At 69.4% G+C, this 16,830-nt stretch carries 15 protein-coding genes; 6 read left to right on the top strand and 9 right to left on the bottom strand.

The features are described 5' to 3' along the window. Nucleotides 1–14: 14 nt before the first annotated feature. Nucleotides 15–3,344, top strand: a complete 3,330-nt coding sequence (gene carB, locus HUG10_RS01325) for a carbamoyl-phosphate synthase large subunit (protein ID WP_179167837.1) — start codon at nucleotides 15–17, stop codon at nucleotides 3,342–3,344. 159 nt (nucleotides 3,345–3,503) lie between these two features. Here the strand turns inward: carB and HUG10_RS01330 are convergent, their stop codons facing one another. Beyond that, nucleotides 3,504–4,325, bottom strand: coding sequence for an NAD(+)/NADH kinase (locus HUG10_RS01330; RefSeq protein WP_179167838.1), 822 nt, complete (start codon nucleotides 4,323–4,325; stop codon nucleotides 3,504–3,506). A 169-nt stretch (nucleotides 4,326–4,494) separates the two neighbouring features. Here HUG10_RS01330 and HUG10_RS01335 point away from each other — a divergent pair, with 169 nt between their 5' ends. Next, nucleotides 4,495–5,691, top strand: a complete 1,197-nt coding sequence (locus HUG10_RS01335) for a KaiC domain-containing protein (protein WP_246310196.1) — start codon at nucleotides 4,495–4,497, stop codon at nucleotides 5,689–5,691. 243 nt (nucleotides 5,692–5,934) lie between these two features. Here the strand turns inward: HUG10_RS01335 and HUG10_RS01340 are convergent, their stop codons facing one another. The 3 genes from HUG10_RS01340 to HUG10_RS01350 all read right to left on the bottom strand — a co-directional run bounded on the left by HUG10_RS01340 (nucleotide 5,935) and on the right by HUG10_RS01350 (nucleotide 9,118). After that, complete coding sequence (locus tag HUG10_RS01340; RefSeq protein WP_179167840.1) at nucleotides 5,935–6,471, bottom strand: CARDB domain-containing protein; 537 nt, start codon at nucleotides 6,469–6,471, stop codon at nucleotides 5,935–5,937. A 106-nt stretch (nucleotides 6,472–6,577) separates the two neighbouring features. After that, nucleotides 6,578–6,997, bottom strand: a complete 420-nt coding sequence (locus HUG10_RS01345; protein ID WP_179167841.1) for a universal stress protein — start codon at nucleotides 6,995–6,997, stop codon at nucleotides 6,578–6,580. Between the two features lie 174 nt (nucleotides 6,998–7,171). Further along, on the bottom strand, nucleotides 7,172–9,118 hold the full coding sequence (locus HUG10_RS01350; protein ID WP_179167842.1) for an ATP-binding protein: 1,947 nt from the start codon (nucleotides 9,116–9,118) through the stop codon (nucleotides 7,172–7,174). Between the two features lie 154 nt (nucleotides 9,119–9,272). Between HUG10_RS01350 and HUG10_RS01355 the strand changes: the two genes are divergently transcribed. Beyond that, nucleotides 9,273–9,608 (top strand): DUF7113 family protein, encoded by a 336-nt coding sequence (locus tag HUG10_RS01355; RefSeq protein ID WP_179167843.1) that lies wholly within the window; start codon nucleotides 9,273–9,275, stop codon nucleotides 9,606–9,608. Nucleotides 9,609–9,620: 12 nt separating this feature from the next. On the opposite strand, the gene HUG10_RS01360 is transcribed toward HUG10_RS01355, so the two are convergent. The 3 genes from HUG10_RS01360 to HUG10_RS01370 all read right to left on the bottom strand — a co-directional run bounded on the left by HUG10_RS01360 (nucleotide 9,621) and on the right by HUG10_RS01370 (nucleotide 11,898). Beyond that, nucleotides 9,621–10,859: a DNA double-strand break repair nuclease NurA gene (locus HUG10_RS01360; protein ID WP_179167844.1), complete on the bottom strand. Its 1,239-nt coding sequence runs from the start codon at nucleotides 10,857–10,859 to the stop codon at nucleotides 9,621–9,623. A gap of 113 nt (nucleotides 10,860–10,972) precedes the next feature. Next, entirely contained in the window at nucleotides 10,973–11,407 is a 435-nt protein-coding gene (locus tag HUG10_RS01365; protein WP_179167845.1) for a hypothetical protein, read from the bottom strand. Between the two features lie 32 nt (nucleotides 11,408–11,439). Beyond that, nucleotides 11,440–11,898, bottom strand: a complete 459-nt coding sequence (locus tag HUG10_RS01370) for a DUF2240 family protein (RefSeq protein WP_179167846.1) — start codon at nucleotides 11,896–11,898, stop codon at nucleotides 11,440–11,442. A gap of 199 nt (nucleotides 11,899–12,097) precedes the next feature. On the opposite strand from HUG10_RS01370, the gene HUG10_RS01375 reads away from it, so the two are divergent. From HUG10_RS01375 to HUG10_RS01385, 3 genes are all read left to right on the top strand, one after another. Then, on the top strand, nucleotides 12,098–12,532 hold the full coding sequence (locus HUG10_RS01375) for an ester cyclase (protein ID WP_179170961.1): 435 nt from the start codon (nucleotides 12,098–12,100) through the stop codon (nucleotides 12,530–12,532). A gap of 110 nt (nucleotides 12,533–12,642) precedes the next feature. Then, a complete protein-coding gene (locus tag HUG10_RS01380; RefSeq protein ID WP_179167847.1) occupies nucleotides 12,643–13,296 on the top strand; it encodes a helix-hairpin-helix domain-containing protein in 654 nt (217 codons plus the stop codon). A 68-nt stretch (nucleotides 13,297–13,364) separates the two neighbouring features. After that, nucleotides 13,365–14,993 (top strand): alkaline phosphatase family protein, encoded by a 1,629-nt coding sequence (locus tag HUG10_RS01385; protein WP_218780633.1) that lies wholly within the window; start codon nucleotides 13,365–13,367, stop codon nucleotides 14,991–14,993. Nucleotides 14,994–15,233: 240 nt separating this feature from the next. Here the strand turns inward: HUG10_RS01385 and queC are convergent, their stop codons facing one another. Together queC and HUG10_RS01395 are read right to left on the bottom strand one after the other, a co-directional pair. Next, nucleotides 15,234–15,929 carry a 7-cyano-7-deazaguanine synthase QueC gene (gene queC / locus HUG10_RS01390; protein ID WP_179167848.1) on the bottom strand — a complete coding sequence of 232 codons (696 nt, stop codon included), beginning with the start codon at nucleotides 15,927–15,929 and terminating at the stop codon, nucleotides 15,234–15,236. A 120-nt stretch (nucleotides 15,930–16,049) separates the two neighbouring features. Beyond that, nucleotides 16,050–16,826: a 7-carboxy-7-deazaguanine synthase QueE gene (locus HUG10_RS01395; RefSeq protein WP_179167849.1), complete on the bottom strand. Its 777-nt coding sequence runs from the start codon at nucleotides 16,824–16,826 to the stop codon at nucleotides 16,050–16,052. Nucleotides 16,827–16,830 lie beyond the last annotated feature (4 nt).

The raw sequence follows: 16,830 nt of genomic DNA on the forward strand, positions 1-16,830 counted from the left end.
ACTGGCTCACGACAATGAGTGGAGACGGCCGCACCATCCTTCTCATCGGCAGCGGACCGATTCAGATTGGGCAGGCCGCGGAGTTCGACTACTCCGGGGCGCAGGCCTGCCGCGCACTTCGCGAGGAGGGAGCTCGAGTCGTGCTCGTCAACTCCAACCCCGCGACGATCATGACCGATCCCGAGATGGCCGACCGGGTGTACATCGAACCCATCACGACGGAGGCGATCACGGAGGTCATCCGGAAGGAACGCCCCGACGGCGTCATCGCGGGGTTGGGCGGGCAGACCGGGCTGAACGTCACCGCCGAACTGGCCGAGGAGGGCGTGCTCGAGGAGTACGACGTCGACATCATGGGCACGCCGCTCGACACCATCTACGCGACCGAGGACCGCGACCTGTTCCGCCAGCGGATGGAGGACATCGGTCAGCCGGTTCCGAAGTCGACGACCATCTCGCTCGACGAGGGCGAGGTGGTCACGGAACTGGACGGGGAGGCGCTCCGCGAGCGGGTCGAGGCCGCCGCCGACGAGGTGGGTGGCCTGCCGGTCATCGCCCGCACGACGTACACCCTCGGCGGCTCCGGGTCGGGTGTCGTCGGTGAGATGGACGAACTCATCGACCGCGTCCGGACCGGACTGCGCCTCTCGCGCAACAGCGAGGTGCTCGTCACCGAGTCCATCTCCGGCTGGGTCGAGCTGGAGTACGAAGTGATGCGCGACGCCGACGACTCCTGCATCATCATCTGCAACATGGAGAATCTCGACCCGATGGGCATCCACACCGGCGAGTCGACGGTCGTCACGCCCTCGCAGGTCATCCCCGACGACGGCCACCAGGAGATGCGCGACGCGGCCCTGGGGGTCATCCGCGAACTCGGCATCCAGGGCGGCTGTAACATCCAGTTTGCCTGGCGCGACGACGGCACCCCCGGCGGGGAGTACCGCGTCGTCGAGGTGAACCCCCGCGTCTCCCGCTCCTCGGCGCTCGCCTCGAAGGCGACCGGCTACCCCATCGCCCGCGTGACCGCGAAGGTCGCGCTCGGCAAGCGCCTCCACGAGATCGACAACGAGATCACCGGCGAGACGACCGCCGCGTTCGAACCGGCGATCGACTACGTGGTGACGAAGGTGCCGCGCTGGCCCAAGGACAAGTTCGAGGACACGGACTTCACGCTCGGCACGGCGATGAAGTCCACGGGCGAGGCGATGGCCATCGGCCGCACGTTCGAGGAGAGCCTCCTGAAGGCGCTGCGCTCCTCGGAGTACGACCCGGCCGAGGACTTCGGGGACCTCGAGGACGACGAGCTCACCGCCGAGTACCTCGAACGCCCGAGCCCCGACCGCCCGTACGCGATGTTCGAGGCGTTCGAGCGCGGCTTCTCCGTCGAGGAGGTCGTCGAGGCCACGGGCATCTACGAGTGGTACGTCGAGCGCTTCTCGCGCATCGTGGAGGCGAGCAAGGAGGTCGTCGAGGGCGAGTTCACCCCGGCTGCCATCGCGGGCTTCACGAACGCGGAGATCTCCGCACTCGCGGGCAACGTCTTCGAGGACAGCAGCCTCACGTGGCTCCCGGAGACGCGCGGCGCGTGGCGGACCGCGGAGGCGACCGAAACGGTCGCGGGCGACGCCGGGGCCGAGGCGGCGGACGAGGACATCCCCGTCTCCGCCGCGCGCGCCGGCGTCGGCGAGGTCGAGCAGGCGGTTCCCGGCCGGACGTACAAGCAGGTGGACACCTGCGCCGGCGAGTTCGCGGCCTCCACGCCGTACTACTACTCCTCGCGCCAGCCGGAGTGGTTCTCCGGCCCCTACGAGGGCGACGCAGCCGCGGGCGAACTCCGCGTGGACATGGACGCCGAGAGCGTCGTCGTCGTGGGCGGCGGCCCCATCCGCATCGGGCAGGGCGTCGAGTTCGACTACTGCTCGGTCCACGCGGTCCGCGCGCTGCGCGAGCAGGGGATCGAGGCGCACGTCGTCAACAACAACCCCGAGACGGTGTCGACCGACTACGACACCTCCGACGGGCTGTTCTTCGAACCCATCACCGCCGAGGAGGTCGCCGACGTCATCGAGGCGACCGACGCCGACGGCGTGATGATCCAGTTCGGCGGGCAGACCTCCGTCGACATCGGCGAGCCCCTGGCTGCGGAACTCGACCGCCGGGGCGTCGACTGCGAGATCATGGGAACGTCCGTCGAGGCGATGGACCTCGCGGAGGACCGCGACCGGTTCAACCGCCTGATGGACGACGTCGGGGTCGACCAGCCGGAGGGGGGCTCCGCGACGAGCGAGGCCGAGGCGCTCGAACTCGCCAACGACATCGGCTACCCCGTGCTCGTCCGCCCGAGCTACGTGCTCGGCGGGCGCGCGATGCGGGTCGTTCACGACGACGACGAACTGAGGGAGTACATCACCGAGGCGGTCCGCGTCTCGCCGGACAAGCCCATCCTCGTCGACGAGTTCCTCGCGGGCGCTGTGGAACTCGACGTGGACGCCGTCTCGGACGGCGAGGACGTGCTCATCGGCGGCGTGATGGAGCACGTCGAGAGCGCGGGCGTCCACTCGGGCGACTCCGCCTGCGTCATCCCGCCGCGCTCGCTGAGCGAGGAGACGCTGGCCCGCGTGCGCGAGGTCACCGAGAACATCGCCCGCGCGCTCGAGACGGTCGGCCTGCTGAACGTCCAGCTGGCCGTGCAGGGGGAGGACGTGTACGTCCTCGAAGCGAACCCGCGCTCCTCGCGCACCGTCCCGTTCGTCTCGAAGGCGACGGGCGTCCCCATCGCGAAGCTCGCGGCGCAGGTGATGGCCGGGCACTCGCTCGAGGAACTGGGGGCGACCGAGGCGATCCCGGAGCACTACAACGTGAAGGAGGTCGTGCTCCCGTTCGACCGCCTGCCGGACTCGGACCCGCGGCTCGGCCCGGAGATGAAGTCGACCGGCGAGGTGATGGGCACGGCGAGCACCTTCGGCAAGGCGTACGGCAAGGCGCTCGACGCCGCCGGCCAGGGGCTCCCCGAGTCGGGGACGGTCGTCTTCCAGTTCGTCGGCGACGCGCTGCCCGAACCGGGGAGCGAGGCGGCCACCGAGCTGATGGCCGGCTTCGGCGAGTACTACGACGCGGCGGAGGTCGAGGACGTGGCGACGGCACTCCGTGAGGGCGCCGTCGACCTGCTCGTCACCGACGACCGCGACGCGCTCCGGGCCGCGGTGGACGAGGACGTGGCGTACGTCTCGACCGAGGCGGCCGCCCGGGCCTCGCTCGAAGCGCTCGCCCACCGCGAGGAGGACCTCGACGTGCTGGCGGTCTCGGACCGCCCGCGCCGCCAGGCGGAGTGGGGCCGCTGAACCGGATGCGCTGACTGCTTCTTTCCCGCGGCGCCGACCACCTGGACGTCGACCGGCGCGGTTCGATCAACCACTGACTGCAGGGGCTTTCGTAGTCGTCTCCGTCTTCCTGTCGACAACGAACCCCGAACCGCTAGACGGGCACGCCCCGTCGACCGCTCACTCCAGTTTCTTCAGCGCCTCGAAGAAGTCCGAGGACGGCCCCGCGACCCGCACGGGTGGCCCGGTCCGCTCGACGACGATCTCGGTCGGGACGTCGACCGGGTGCGGTTCGCGGCCGTCGCTGATGACGACCGCCTCCTCGGAGTCGGTCAGCGTCACGCTCACCGTCGCGTCCGGCGCGATCAGGAGCGGCGGCATGCCGCCCGTCGCGCACATCTCGTTCACGACGAGGCCGTCGACGCTCGGGTGGACGAGCGGGCCGCGCTCGGAGAGGTTGTAGGCGGTCGACCCGGTCGGCGTGGCGACGAGGACGCCGTCGGCGTGGCCGCCCGAGTAGAGCGAGCCGTCGACCCGGACCTCGACGCACACCCCGCCGCCGTGACCGCGGCGGGCGCCCTGGACGACGATCTCGTTCGTGGCGTGCGCGCTCTCCCAGCCGTCGCAGGTCGCGGCGAGTCGGGGGGCCTCCCGGACGGTCATCTCGTCGTCCTGGAACGCCTCGACCTCCTTCAGTACCGCTTCGACGGCCTCGTCAGGCGGGACGGCGTTGAGGAAGCCGACCTCGCCGAGGTTCACCCCGAGCACGGGCGTCCCGCCCGCGCCCCGGGCGGCGAAGAGGAAGGTGCCGTCGCCGCCGATGGAGACCACGAGGTCGGTCGTGTCCATCGCGTCGACGGGCCGACCCTCCTCGGAGAGCGTCGCGGCCGTCGCCTCGTCGAGGTGGACCCGGGCGTCGGCCTCGCACAGCCGGTCGCGGACGTCCGCGGCGAGGTAGGCGGCCCGGTTGTTCCCCTTCTGGGCGACGATACCAACGTCCATGGCGCGACTTCGCCGGGCCCGGACAAAAATCCCGCCGACCCCGCGCCGCTGGGGAACATTCATGCCCCCCCGGCCGGTTGTCACCGGCCATGAACGCGCGTCCGGGCCGTCAGTCTTCCCTCCGCCGAACGACCCACGGGTCGGGAGAACGCCCCCGGAGGTGGCTCGCGTGAGCGAGGAGGGGGACGAGGACTGGTTCGAGAAGGCCCTCGACGAGGACGGGGAGGGCGACGACGAGTCCACCGTGGCGGACGACGGGACCGAAGGGATGTCGGCCGACGCGGACGAGTCCGGCGACGGAAGCGAATCGAGCGAAGCGGACGGACCGAACGACGTGCATCGGCCCAACGACGCGGTCGACGACGCAGGCTTCGCCGACGCGCAAGCGGGCGACGAGTTCGACGTCGGGGATTTCGGCGGTGAAGACGTGCCCGGAGCGGGCGACTTCGACGGGGACGACCCCTTCGGTCAGGACTTCGCGGACGCGATGCAGGGCGCGCCGTCACCCGGCGGGACGAGCGACGGGGACGCCGGGTTCGGCGGCTTCGACGCGGGAGGCGGCGGCGAGTTCGACGGGTTCGGCGGGGGGGACGACTTCGGTATGGGCGAGGGTGGGTTCGGTGACTTCGGCGGGAGCGGCGGGTTCGACGAGGAGGAGTTCGAGTCCGACATCGAGCGCATCGACATCGGCATCGAGGGCCTCGACGAGATGATCCTCGGCGGGGTCCCACACCGGTCGCTGATGACCGTCATCGGGAGCGCCGGCACCGGGAAGACCACGTTCGGCCTCCAGTTCCTGAACGAGACACTCACGAACGATGGGAAGGCCGTCTACATCACACTCGAGGAGTCCCGCGAAGCGGTGCTCTCGACGGCCGAGGAGAAGGGCTGGCCCTACCGCGAGTACGAGGCGGAGGACCGCCTCGCGGTCGTCTCGATGGACCCGATCGAGATGGCGAACTCGCTCGACTCCATCCGGGACGACATCTCGCGGCTCATCAACGAGTTCGGGGCGGATCGGCTCGTCCTCGACTCCGTCTCGCTCCTGGAGATGATGTACGACCACCCCTCGAAGCGTCGCTCGGAGGTGTTCGACTTCACCCGGTCGCTGAAGGAGGCCGGCGTGACGACGATGCTGACCTCGGAGGCGAGCGAGGAGAACTCCTACGCCTCCCGCCACGGCATCGTCGAGTACCTCACCGACGCCGTGTTCGTCCTCCAGTACGTCCGTCCGTCAGACTTCCGCGAGACGCGCCTGGCAGTCGAGATCCAGAAGATCCGCGACGCGAACCACTCCCGCGAGACGAAGCCGTACGAGATCACGGCCGACGGCATCTCGGTGTACCGGCAGGCGAACATCTTCTGAGGAACCTCTTTTGTCCGGGGTCCTCCTCGCTCGCTCACTTCGTTCGCTTGTTCGTCGAACCCCGGAAAAACCCGTTCATGTTGTGGGATTCCGGAGGAATCCCACTACTAACGGGAAATCTTCGATTTCCTGCGATGCCAAAACCCCGCTCGCTCGATCGCTCACTGCGTTCGCTCCCTCGCTCGCGGTAGAAAACGGAGTACATCGTCGGAAACCCGAACGTCGATGCACGCCGACGGCGATTCAGTTGTTCCGGTACACGACGACCCCGAGCACCGACAGCGACCCGAGCAGCGCGAGGAGCGCGTACTCCGGCGCGTCGATTGGACCGCCGAGGCCGGCGGACCGCTCCTCGACCTCCAGCGTCCTCACCTCGGAGGCGTCGTACCGGTGGGTCATCGCGCCGTCGTTCAGTACGACCTGCAGGCCGTGCGTCCCGGGGGTGCTCGCGTCAAGGCGCTGTGTGACCTCGACCTCCTCGCCGGGTTCGAGGCGGTCCTCGCTGAGGGCGTAGGTGTCGGTCCCGTTGACCGGACCGGCGACCTTCAGCACGACCGTCCCGTTCGCGGCCACGTCGCCCGCGTTTCGCACGGTGACGGAGAGCGTCGCCGACTCGCCGACGACGATCCGCTCGGTGGAGACGCTCACGTCCTCCAGACAGAGCTTCCGTTCCCCGTTCGCCGAACACGTTCCCTCGTCCGCTCCCGCGACCCCGCCCGCCGCGACCGCGGCCGCGACGAGCACGACCAGTACCGCCAGCGTCCCGTTTCTCGCTCCCATACACCTCCGGGACCGTCGGTCCCACCTAAACGCTCGGTCCCGCGTATCGGCGTTGAAAACGACCGCGCCCGCCGGGTTCGACCGCGGCCGGACGTCCCCCCGACCTTCAGCGCACGACGGTGACCGGGACGGGGGCGGTGCGGACCACCCCCTCGGCGACGCTTCCGAGCACGATACGCGAGAATCCCTGCCGGCCGTGGCTCCCGACCACGATGTGGTCGACGTGGTCCGCCTCGGCGTACTCCACGATGGCCTCCCGGGGTTTTCCCACCTCGGTCACGGTCTCGACCTCGCGATCGACGAGCGCCGCGCCGTCGGCGAGGGTCCCCTCGGCCTTGGCCTTCATCGTCTCGTACCACTCCTCGGCGCCGCTGGGGACGCCCCGACCCGCGCTGAAGCCGGCCTCGGACGGGTCGATGACTGTCAGGAGGACCAGTTCCGCGTCGGGCCACTCGGACGCGGCGTACTCGAGTGCGTCGACGGACTGGTCCGTGCCGTCGAAGGCGACGAGGATCCGCTTTACCATGCGGGTCGATAGCACATCAGGTATCAAAACGTTGATGGCGAGGGGCCGGTCGGGTGGGTTGGCCCCCGTTGGCATACGCCTTCACACGATCCGTCTCGATGGGTCGGGGAGTCAGTTGGTCACATACAGGCACGGCGTTCAGTCGCCGTGCCTGGTCACACATCGCCACGGCGCTCAATCGCCGTGGCGAGTCACACACACCGGCAGGCCGGTGACCTCCACCGGCTCCGAGTTGTCGGGCGAGTACACCACCATCTGTCCCTTCTCCATGTACGGCACCTTCCCGGCCAGCGACGGCGGGATGTTCACGCTCCTGATGGCGTCCTCGTCGCCCAGGTTGAGAACGAGCCGCGTGTTCACCTGCTTGAACACCGGGTCCGCGACGTCCTGAGGGTCCTGCGTGATGAGGAACAACCCGAGCCGCTCCTTGCGGCCCTGTTTGGCCGCCTCAGTGAACTTCTGGACCACCTTCCGCGCCTGCACGTTCTCGGCGTCCGCGAGGAAGTTGTGCGCCTCGTCCATCCCGAGCACCAGCGGCGTCTCGTCCACCCGCGCGCTGTTCGGGTCGTTCGAGAGCTTGTCGTCCACGAGCAGCGCCGAGACGGCGAGCACGAACATCTCCTTGGCGCGCGCCGAGGAGAGGTGGTACGTCGGGATGACCGTCAGCCCGCCCGACCTGACCAGCGTCGTGTCCAGCTCCGTGATCGGCTTCGCGTCCTGGTCGAACACCCCAGAGGGGATCCCCCGAACCCGCCGCTTCACCGCGTCGTAGGTCGCCTCGTGGACGCGCCCGGACTCGTCGAGTTCCTCCTTCAGCGCCAGGTCGTCGAGGAACGAGAGGAACTGCTCGTAGGTGCCCGCGGAGTGGTTCCGGAAGAAGCGGTTGAGCAGCGTGAGGAGGGCGGGGTACTGGTTGTCGTTCAGCGCCGCGCCGGCGACGAGCCACGGCATGTCGTACTCGTCCACGATGCTGAACGGGATCGTGAACTCGACCTGTTCCGCCCGGTGCCCCTCGCCGGGGTAGCTCGTGCCGACCTCCTTGGGAACCAGCGCGACGGTATCGTCGTGGCCGCCATGGTCGATGCCCTCGCGGTCGAGGCGCCGGCCCCAGTCGCCATCGAACGCGGGGTTGTCGTCGTGCATCTGGGCGTACTCGTCCTGCGGGTCGAACATGACGACGGCGGCCTTCGCGTCGCGCCCGTCGTCCATCTCGTAGGTGCGCCCGAGGTACTGCCGGAGGACGTTCTTCGCCGCGTGGGTCTTCCCCGATCCGGTCCCCCCGGCGACGAGCGTGTGGCGGAACACAAGCGGGTCGCCGTCGGCGTAGTCGTCCTTCAGCCGGTAGTCCACCGTGGGCGGCTCTGCCGCCGTCCGCACCTTCTCGCCACCGACCGAGAGGTGGCCGAGGAAGACGCCCTCGTCGGGGATGGCGAGTCCGGTCTTGATCTGCTCGGCGTCGGTCGCCTGTCGGACGGGCGCGCCGGGCTTCGGTACCCGGTCGACCATCCGTCGCTTGAGCTCGCCGGCTCCGTCGGCTCCGTCGCCTCCGTCCGAGGCGCTCCGCGCCTCGTTGTCCTCGAACAGCACGGCAGTGGGGTCGAGCTCGGCGACGAACTTGTAGTCGGCCTCCGTGAACGACTGGGTGCCCTGGAGGCGCCGTCGGGCGGTGAGTTCGGTCGCGTCGTCGGTGTGGAACTCCTGTTCGTACTCCAGAGCGGCGATGCGCGAGAACAGCGTCTCGCCGTCGGGGTACGGCACGAGCAGGTACGTCCCGAGCCGCACGTCCTCGCGGTTGCCCGCGGTGACGAACGCCTTGATGCACGTCTCCTCGCCGTCCTCCGAGACGCGGAGCCCCTGCGCGACCGAGAGCGTCCCGATGCCGGCGGCGGTCGGCCCGGCGGCGGCGTCCATCGCGTACCGGGCGAATCCGTCCTGTCCCTCGGCTCCGGCGTCGTCGCTCTCGATCTCGACCTCCCCGTTACCGGCGCCGGGTCCGCGACCCCTCGTCGCGCCGCCCGCGGTCGCGTCTTCCCCCCGCTCGTCGTTCGAACTCGAACCCGCGTCCGCGGACGAGCCCACGTCCTCGAAGTCCCCGAGTTCGGAGTCGCCGGAGTCGGCCATGTGGCGGGCCACGGCGTCATCACCCAAAAAGCCCGTTCACCCGGCGGCGCGGAAATCGGCTCCCGGGTTACTCCCGAACCGATCCCCGGATCGGTGCCGGGGCTCGGAGACGAACGGGGAGGCGATTTTTCAGAGTCGGCGTTCAACCTCCGGTATGTTGCTCATTCGCGGTGTGGTCGGGGAGACGGAGCTCACGGGTACGGTGTATGAGCGGGGGGAGGAGGCGCCGACGTTCAAGGGGGCGCCCGACGAGGACGCGCCGTACGTCTGGGTGTGCGACGAGTTCTACGAGGTCGAGAGCGGCGGGTCCAGCCTCGACCTCGACGGGCGGGCCATCCGGGTCGCGTTCGAGTCGCCGATGCCGCGGGGATTCGACACGCGCGACCAGGCGGTGGACGCGGGGAAGGAACACGTCAGGACGCAGTTCGCGCGGGTCGGCATCCCGCCCGAGGAGGTGACGCTCGACGTCGAGAAGGTGCAACAGCCCTGAGCGCGGCGGTACCTACCCCTCGTCGGCCCAGCGGACGTCGTCGTACGTCCGGAGGAACTCGCTGTCGAACCGCTCCTCGAACTTCCGGCGGAGCGACTCCTTCTCGCCGATCCCGATGCGCGCGAGTTCGTCGGCCTTGTCCACGGCCGTCGGCGGGCCGCGCTCGGCCGCGACCTCCGAGACGACCTGGTTCGTCAGCGCCGCACGCATCTCGTCGTCCCGCGTGAACGCCGCCGGCGCCTCCACCTTGAACAGCAGGTCGCCGCGCGGGTCGTACACGAACATGAACGTCACCTCGTAGAGTTCCGGGTCGAGGTCCCGCTCCACGCCGAGCGCGTCCCCGGTCGCCGACAGCGGTTCGTCCGAGCCGCCGCGCGAGTAGAGCCACGTCGTGAACGTCAGTTCGTCGGTCACCCGTTCGTCGTCATCGTATCGCTCCAGCAGCCGCGTGAACATCGCGGCGTCGTCGGGCCACGGCGCCTCCACGCCCTTCGAGTCGAGCGTCCGGGTCAGGTACCCCGACGTCGTGTTCTTCACGAAGCCGACCAGCGGGACGCCCCGCTCGACGTGGCGCTCGACGAGGCGGACGTAGTTCTCGACGGCCTCCGTCACCGCGTCGCCGTAGGCGAGGTCACGGAGTTCCCGGTCCCGAGTCGCCCAGTTGAGCAGGCGCTTCGGGTACAGCGGGCCGTCGAGCACCAGGAGGTCGTCGACGACGTGGGCGTGCTGGAGCGCGTGGTGTGACTCGGCGAGCGAGAGCGCGAGTTCGTGGACGGTCTCGTCGGCGAACCGGCGCGTCCGGGGAACCGTCAGCACGCGCCGCTCGCTGTTGCTCTCGTCGTACCGGCTCCAGCCGTCCGGCAGGTGGACGGTCGCGTCGTTCGCGTGGACCGTGACGACGACCGAACGACACTGGTGGACGTCGAGGTCCGTCGGGTCGGTCCCCATCGCCGCGTGCGCGACGTCGAGCACGAGACCGTTCTTGAACGCCGTCGGGTTCAGCGTCCCCGAGTCGACGCCGTGGGTCGTGGCGAACGGGCGCTCCGCGAGTGCTGCGTCCTCGACGTTCGCTCGCCGGAGTTCGTGGTCCCCGACCGGTTCGACCACCGGCCGGCCGTCCTCGCGGAGCGGTTCGAGCCACTCGGCCCACACCGTCCCCGCGAGGTCGTCGTGGTCCCCGTCGTCCACCCCGTTCGCGATGGCGGACGCGAGGTACGCGATGGTGTCGACGTGGATCGGGTCGAGCGTCACTATGGGGTCACTACGCGGGCGGAGCAAAAACGGTACGGTCCCGCATCGGTCGGTCCGCGCGAGTCGTCGGAGTCGTCGAGGGCCGACGAAGCCCGGAGGACTTCCGGGCCGAGTTACTCGTCGCCGTCCCCGTCGCGGCCGGTGCTACCGTCGTGAACAGCGCGAACCGCCGTCTCGAAAACCGGGAGCACGCGCTTGACCTCCGCGCCGTCCTCGACGAAGACGATGGTCCGCGGGGGCCTGACGGCCTTCGGTCGGACTCGGAGGCCAGCCTCGGCCCCGGCGTCGGCGGCGGCGTCCGGGGCGACGCGGAACTCGGCGCGGACTCTGTCCGGGTGGACGTACACCTCGGCGACGTAGTCGGGTTCGCCTCTGCCGTCCGCCCCCGCGACGGCGACCCCGTAGGCCAGCGCGCCGTCGGTCGTCGGCTCGACGTCGGGGGCGGAGTCCGTGACGGTCACGTCGGCCAGGCGGCCGCCGCCCCCGGTCAGTTCGGAGGCGAGCAACTGGGCGATGCGGACGCCGTCCGCGGTCCTGTCCTCGACCATCGTCAGAGCACCTCCGCTGTCGTCATCGGTCGTCAGTCCTCCCCGCCCGCGAGGAGGTCCGCCCGGGCGTCGGCGGCGGGGCCGTCCACGTCGATGCCGCGCTCGCGGGCGACGAGGACGGCCGCGGCTTCGAGCGTCACGCCCAGGTCGCGCTGGCGCTCGTTCGAGGCGGCGACCGCCTCGCGCTTCTCCACGCCGCCGGCGACGAGCGCGTCGACGACCCGCTCGAAGGTCGACTGCTCGCGTAGCACGGACTCGTCCGGGACGAAATCGACCGGAACCGTCACCTCCGACGGGTCGAACTGCGCGACGAGGTCGCCGTCCTCCTGCGCGATGAGGCCGCGTCCGGCCGCGACGTCGACGAGGCGCTTCGCCTGGTCGGGCGAGAACCAGTCGCGGTCCAGCGAGAGCGCGACGACGAACTCGCCCTCGCCCATCCGGTTAGCGCCCGCGCCCCGGAACGGGACGGCGACTGCGGCCTCGAGGCTCATGGTTCCAGCGTCCACGGCCGGCACCAAAAACGCGGCTATCCGGTCCGCCCTCGGTGGGGTGTGGCGGGCATGGACGGCCCCCAACTGGTACACACTTCGTGGTAACCACTAACGCGCGCCGGGCTGTCGTCGTGAACAGGGCTCCTTCCGAAGCCGACCCGGAGACGACGAGGGTCGGCGCGGGCGCCCGGAGGAGAACATCGTGACCACACCGACGACGAAGGAACACAGACGACTCGCACGCCGCGTTCCCGAGGAGATCGCGACGGAGCGGAACCTCGACCTGATCGACGAGGTGTACGCGGAGGGCGCGGTGGAACACGGCCCGATGGGGGAGCGGGAAGGCAGGGAGGCGATTCGGGAGCAGTTCGACCAGTTCCTCTCCGCGTTCCCGGACTTCACCGCGACCGTCCGCGACGTCGTGGCGGAGGACGACACCGTCGCGATGCGCGTCACGCTCCGCGGAACGCACGAGGGGCCGTTCCTGGGCTACGAACCGACCGGCCAGACGTTCGAGGTCGGAACCATGGTGTTCACGCGCACCGAGGACGGGATGATCGCCGAACGGTGGATCCAGCTGGACATGCTCGGCCTCCTGCGACAGCTCGGGATCGCCGACCCGTCCACGAGATAGGCGGACAGCACCCACGGGGTCGTCGCGGTCGGTGGCCGACCTCCGGGGTCGAAGGACCCGCGTCCGACGGAGAACTCATACAGGAGCGCCGTCTACGTCCCCTCGTTGATATGTTCGTCTCCGTGACCGTCGACGACCGGGAACCGCCAGCGGTCGCGGCGGCGCTCCGGGCCCACGCCGACGTCGAGGCGGTCGAGGTGCACCGCCTCCTCGCGGCCGACATCGTCATCGGGAGGGTTGGCTTCGAGCGGAAATCCGGCGAGGACTACCTCCGGTCGGCGCTCGGCCGCCTCGGCTCGGATCTGGAGGCACAGGTCAGGAAGATGACCGATGCCTACGACCACTCGTACGTCCTCCTCGAGGGCGACATCGCGGACGTCGAGGCCTGCTGGCCGGGCACGCCCGACGCGTCGGTCCGGGGGTCGCTCGCGTCGATCACCGCGCGGTTCGGCGTGCCGGTGATCCCGTGTGGCAGCGCCGAACGGCTCGTCGACATGGCGGTCCGGCTCGCCCGCAAGCACGTCGATGACCCGTCCGTCCGTCAGCTTCCGGTCGGCGCGGTGACGGGTCGAACCGAACCGATCGCGAAGCGGATGTACGGCTGCATCGAGGGGATCGGTCCCGACACCGCGGCGGCGCTGTACGACGCCTTCCCGACCATCGAGTCGGCGCTCGCCGCCGGGGAGGATCAGCTACGGGCGATCGACGGTGTCGGGCAGAAACGGGCCGAGGCCGTCTACACGGCGCTCCGGAGCGAGGAGTGACCGGCGGGCGGTTCGGCGAAAAGAGAAGGGAGATAAGGGCCCGGCTCCCACTGGGCCAACGAGACCTCATGGCCCGAAGTGACCGGATGGGTGCGCTGCTCATCGGCATCGACGCGGGGTGTCTCTCGGTCTTCGACCGCCTCGCGGAGGAGGGGGTCGTGCCGAACCTGAGCGCGCTGGTCGACGCGTCCGTCGCTGCGCCGCTGCGGTCCCAGATCCCTCCCTGGACGCCGAGCGCCTGGCCGTCGATGTACACCGGCGTCAACCCCGGAAAACACGGCGTCTTCGGGTTCACCGGCTTCGACGGCTACGACTTCCACGTCGTGACCGGCGGCGACGTCCGCGCCCACCGCCTCTGGACGATGCTCGACCGGCACGGCCTCTCGAGCGTCGTCGTGAACGTCCCCGTGACCCACCCGCCCGACGAGATCGACGGCGCGATCATCCCCGGCTTCCTCGCCCCGGAGGACCCGCCGTGCCACCCCGACGGAATCCTCGAGGAGGTACGCGACGCCATCGGCGAGTACCGCATCTACCCCCGATACACGCGGGGGGACGACTCGCTGTCCGACGCCGAGAAGATGGAGGAGTACTGCTCGCTCGTGGATATGCGTGGCGAGGCGTTCCGCTACCTCGCCGGCCGCTTCGACCCCGATTTCGGCTTCCTGGAGTTCCAGAAGACCGACACCGTCTTCCACGAGTTCGACGGCGAGTGGGAGAAGGTCAAACGGGTGTACGGGGCGGCGGACGAACAGATCGGCCGCGTCCTCGAGGAGTGCGACCCGGAGCGCGTGTTCGTCGCCAGCGACCACGGGATCGGCCGGTACGAGAAACCCGAGTTCCGCGTCAACGCCCTCCTCGAGGACGCCGGGTACGTCGAGACGACGATGGGCGGGAAGGGGATGCCGACGTGGAACCTCATGCGCGAGGACCTGCGGGAGGGCAAACAGGCCGAGGAGTGGGAGCCCGGCGCCGTCGAACGCCTCGCCGCGAGGCTCGCGTCGGTCGGGCTCACCACGCGCCGGGTCGGGCTCGTCCTCGAACGGCTCGGGATCGCCGATCGGACGAGGCAGTACGCGCCGAACGGCGTCGTCAAAACCGGCAACGAGCAGGTCGACTTTCCGAACTCGACGGCCTACATGCGTGCGCGCACTGAACTCGGCGTTCGGATGAACGTCGAGGGGCGCGACCCGGCGGGGAAGGTCCCGGCCGACGAGTACGACGACGTCCGCGCGGACCTCGTTCGCGAGCTCGAATCGGTGACCGACCCGGACGGCGAGCCGGTGTTCGAGGAGGTCGCCCCGCGGGAGCGGTACTTCCACGGACCGTACGCCGACCGCGCGGTCGACGTGGTCACGATTCCGAACGACTTCCAGCACTTCCTCTCCGCACAGCCGAGCGAGGAGTACTTCGCCGAGACCACGGAGCCCTGGAATCACAAGATCGACGGGGTGTTCCTCGCGAGCGGCGACGGGATCGACACGTCCCGATCGATCGAGGGCGCCCACCTGTTCGACGTCGCGCCGACGATCCTCTCCGCGCTCGGCGTCCCCCGAAACGATCGGATGGACGGGCGCCCGCTCCCGATCGTCGAGGCGACCGACGCGAGGTCGTACCCCGAGTACGCGCCTGCGGTACGGGAGGCGATCGACGCGTCGGTCGAGGGACGGCTGGAGGACCTCGGATACGTCGAGTGAGTCTGACGGACGGGACCGGCCCATTTGGTCAGTAGAAGCGACGTGACGCCCGGTTTTCGGGACGAGTAGTCCGATGCCGGAGCCGACGACTGACCGATACTGGGCAGTAGTGACTTACACGTCGGGGGTGGAACTCGACGTCGAAAGTGGACGGTCGAGAGGGTCCGTTCGGGAGATGGACGCCGAGCGACCCTCGGTCGGGATTCCGCGTCGGCCGAATCGCGGAAACGGATCAGTTCCTCACCGGTTCAGGTAGTCCGGCCGTTCCGCGTACTCGATCGGATCGTGTACCCCCGCCCGCTGGAACGCCTGCAGCCGGAACGCGCAGGCGTCACACGTTCCGCAGGCGGGCGACTCGTCGCGATAGCAGGACCACGTGTGCTCGAACGGAACGCCGAGTTCCGCGCCGTGTTCGGCGATGTCGGTCTTCGACCACTCCGCGAACGGTGCCTCGATGGCGATGTCGGTCCCGGGCTTCGTCCCGACGTCAACCATCGTCTCGAACGCCTCGAAGAACTCGGGACGGCAGTCGGGGTACCCCGAGAAGTCCTCGGAGTGAGCGCCCATGAAGACCGCGCCGCAGTCGTTCGCCTCGGCGAACGAGACGGCCATCGACAGCAGGTTCGCGTTCCTGAACGGGACGTACGAGGACGGGATCTCATCCGAGTCCAGGTCAGCGTCCTCGACGTCGATCCCGTCGTCGGTGAGGCTCGACCCGCCGATCTTCGAGAGGTGGTCCGTGGTCAGGTGGAGGAACTCGGCCGCGTCGTAGTACTCGGCCTGTGCGGTCGCGCACGCGAACTCCCTGGACTCGGTCCGCTGCCCGTAGGAACTGTGGAGCATGAACAGGTCGAAGCCCCGCTCCTGTGCGACCGCCGCGGCGGTCGCGCTGTCCATCCCACCGGAGGCCAGGACGACCGCCCGTCGGGCACTCATCGCGCGTCCTCCGCTCCTGCCTTCAGGAGGAGGCGAACGCCGCGCCGCTCCCTCTCGTGGTCGATCGTTTCGTCCGGTTCCGTCGTTTGTCGGGTCGATTGTGAATAGGTACTCGTCATCTCAGGTTCCGGGTGCGTCGTTCCAGAGGTCGACGTGTAACCGCGGCGTGTACCGGTAGCCGTTACGCATCGCCAGTTCGGCGACGTCGGCTCGTCGCCCGTCGAGTGCGTCTCTCGTCGTCCCTTCCGGCATGAGGAGGACGTCCGAGTCGCGAACGGTCGTCGTCGCCTCGGTCCGTATCCGCTCGACGATCCGCTCGATCTCCGGGAGGTCGTCCGCGTCCGTCACGACGAACTTCAGTTGTGCGTCGTAGGAGTCGACCAGTCGGGCCAGCGCGTCCACGTCGATGCGGTTCCCCTCGTGACGCGCTTCCCACTCGCCCTCGCCCTTCGGGTCCTTCGCCGGCGTGGGCGTACTGGACGCCAGTTTGGGGCTGACGCTCGCCAGGTCGATCGGCGCGTCGCGGTAGATGGTCCCGTTCGTCTCGACGGTCGTGTGGTAGCCCAACTCGTGCAGTCGCTCCAGGAGCGACACCGACGCTTCGTGGATGAGGGGCTCGCCCCCGGTGAGGACTACGTGGTCGGCCTCCTCGTACGACAGCACGTCCTCGACGACGTCGTCGACCGTCATCCGGGCGTGCGTCGGCTCCCAGGAGGTGTGGTACGAATCGCAGAACCAGCACCGGAGGTTACACCCGCTCGTTCGGACGAACACGGACGGGACGCCGGCCAGTTCGCCTTCCCCCTGGATCGAGTGGAAGAGTTCGTTGATCGGGAGTCCGTCCGCGTCCGGATCTGGCTGCTCGTCGAGCGCGTCGGCGTTCGAGTTCACCGGCATGGTG

The sequence above is a fragment of the Halorarum halophilum genome (assembly GCF_013401515.1).
Lineage (GTDB): Archaea > Halobacteriota > Halobacteria > Halobacteriales > Haloferacaceae > Halorarum > Halorarum halophilum.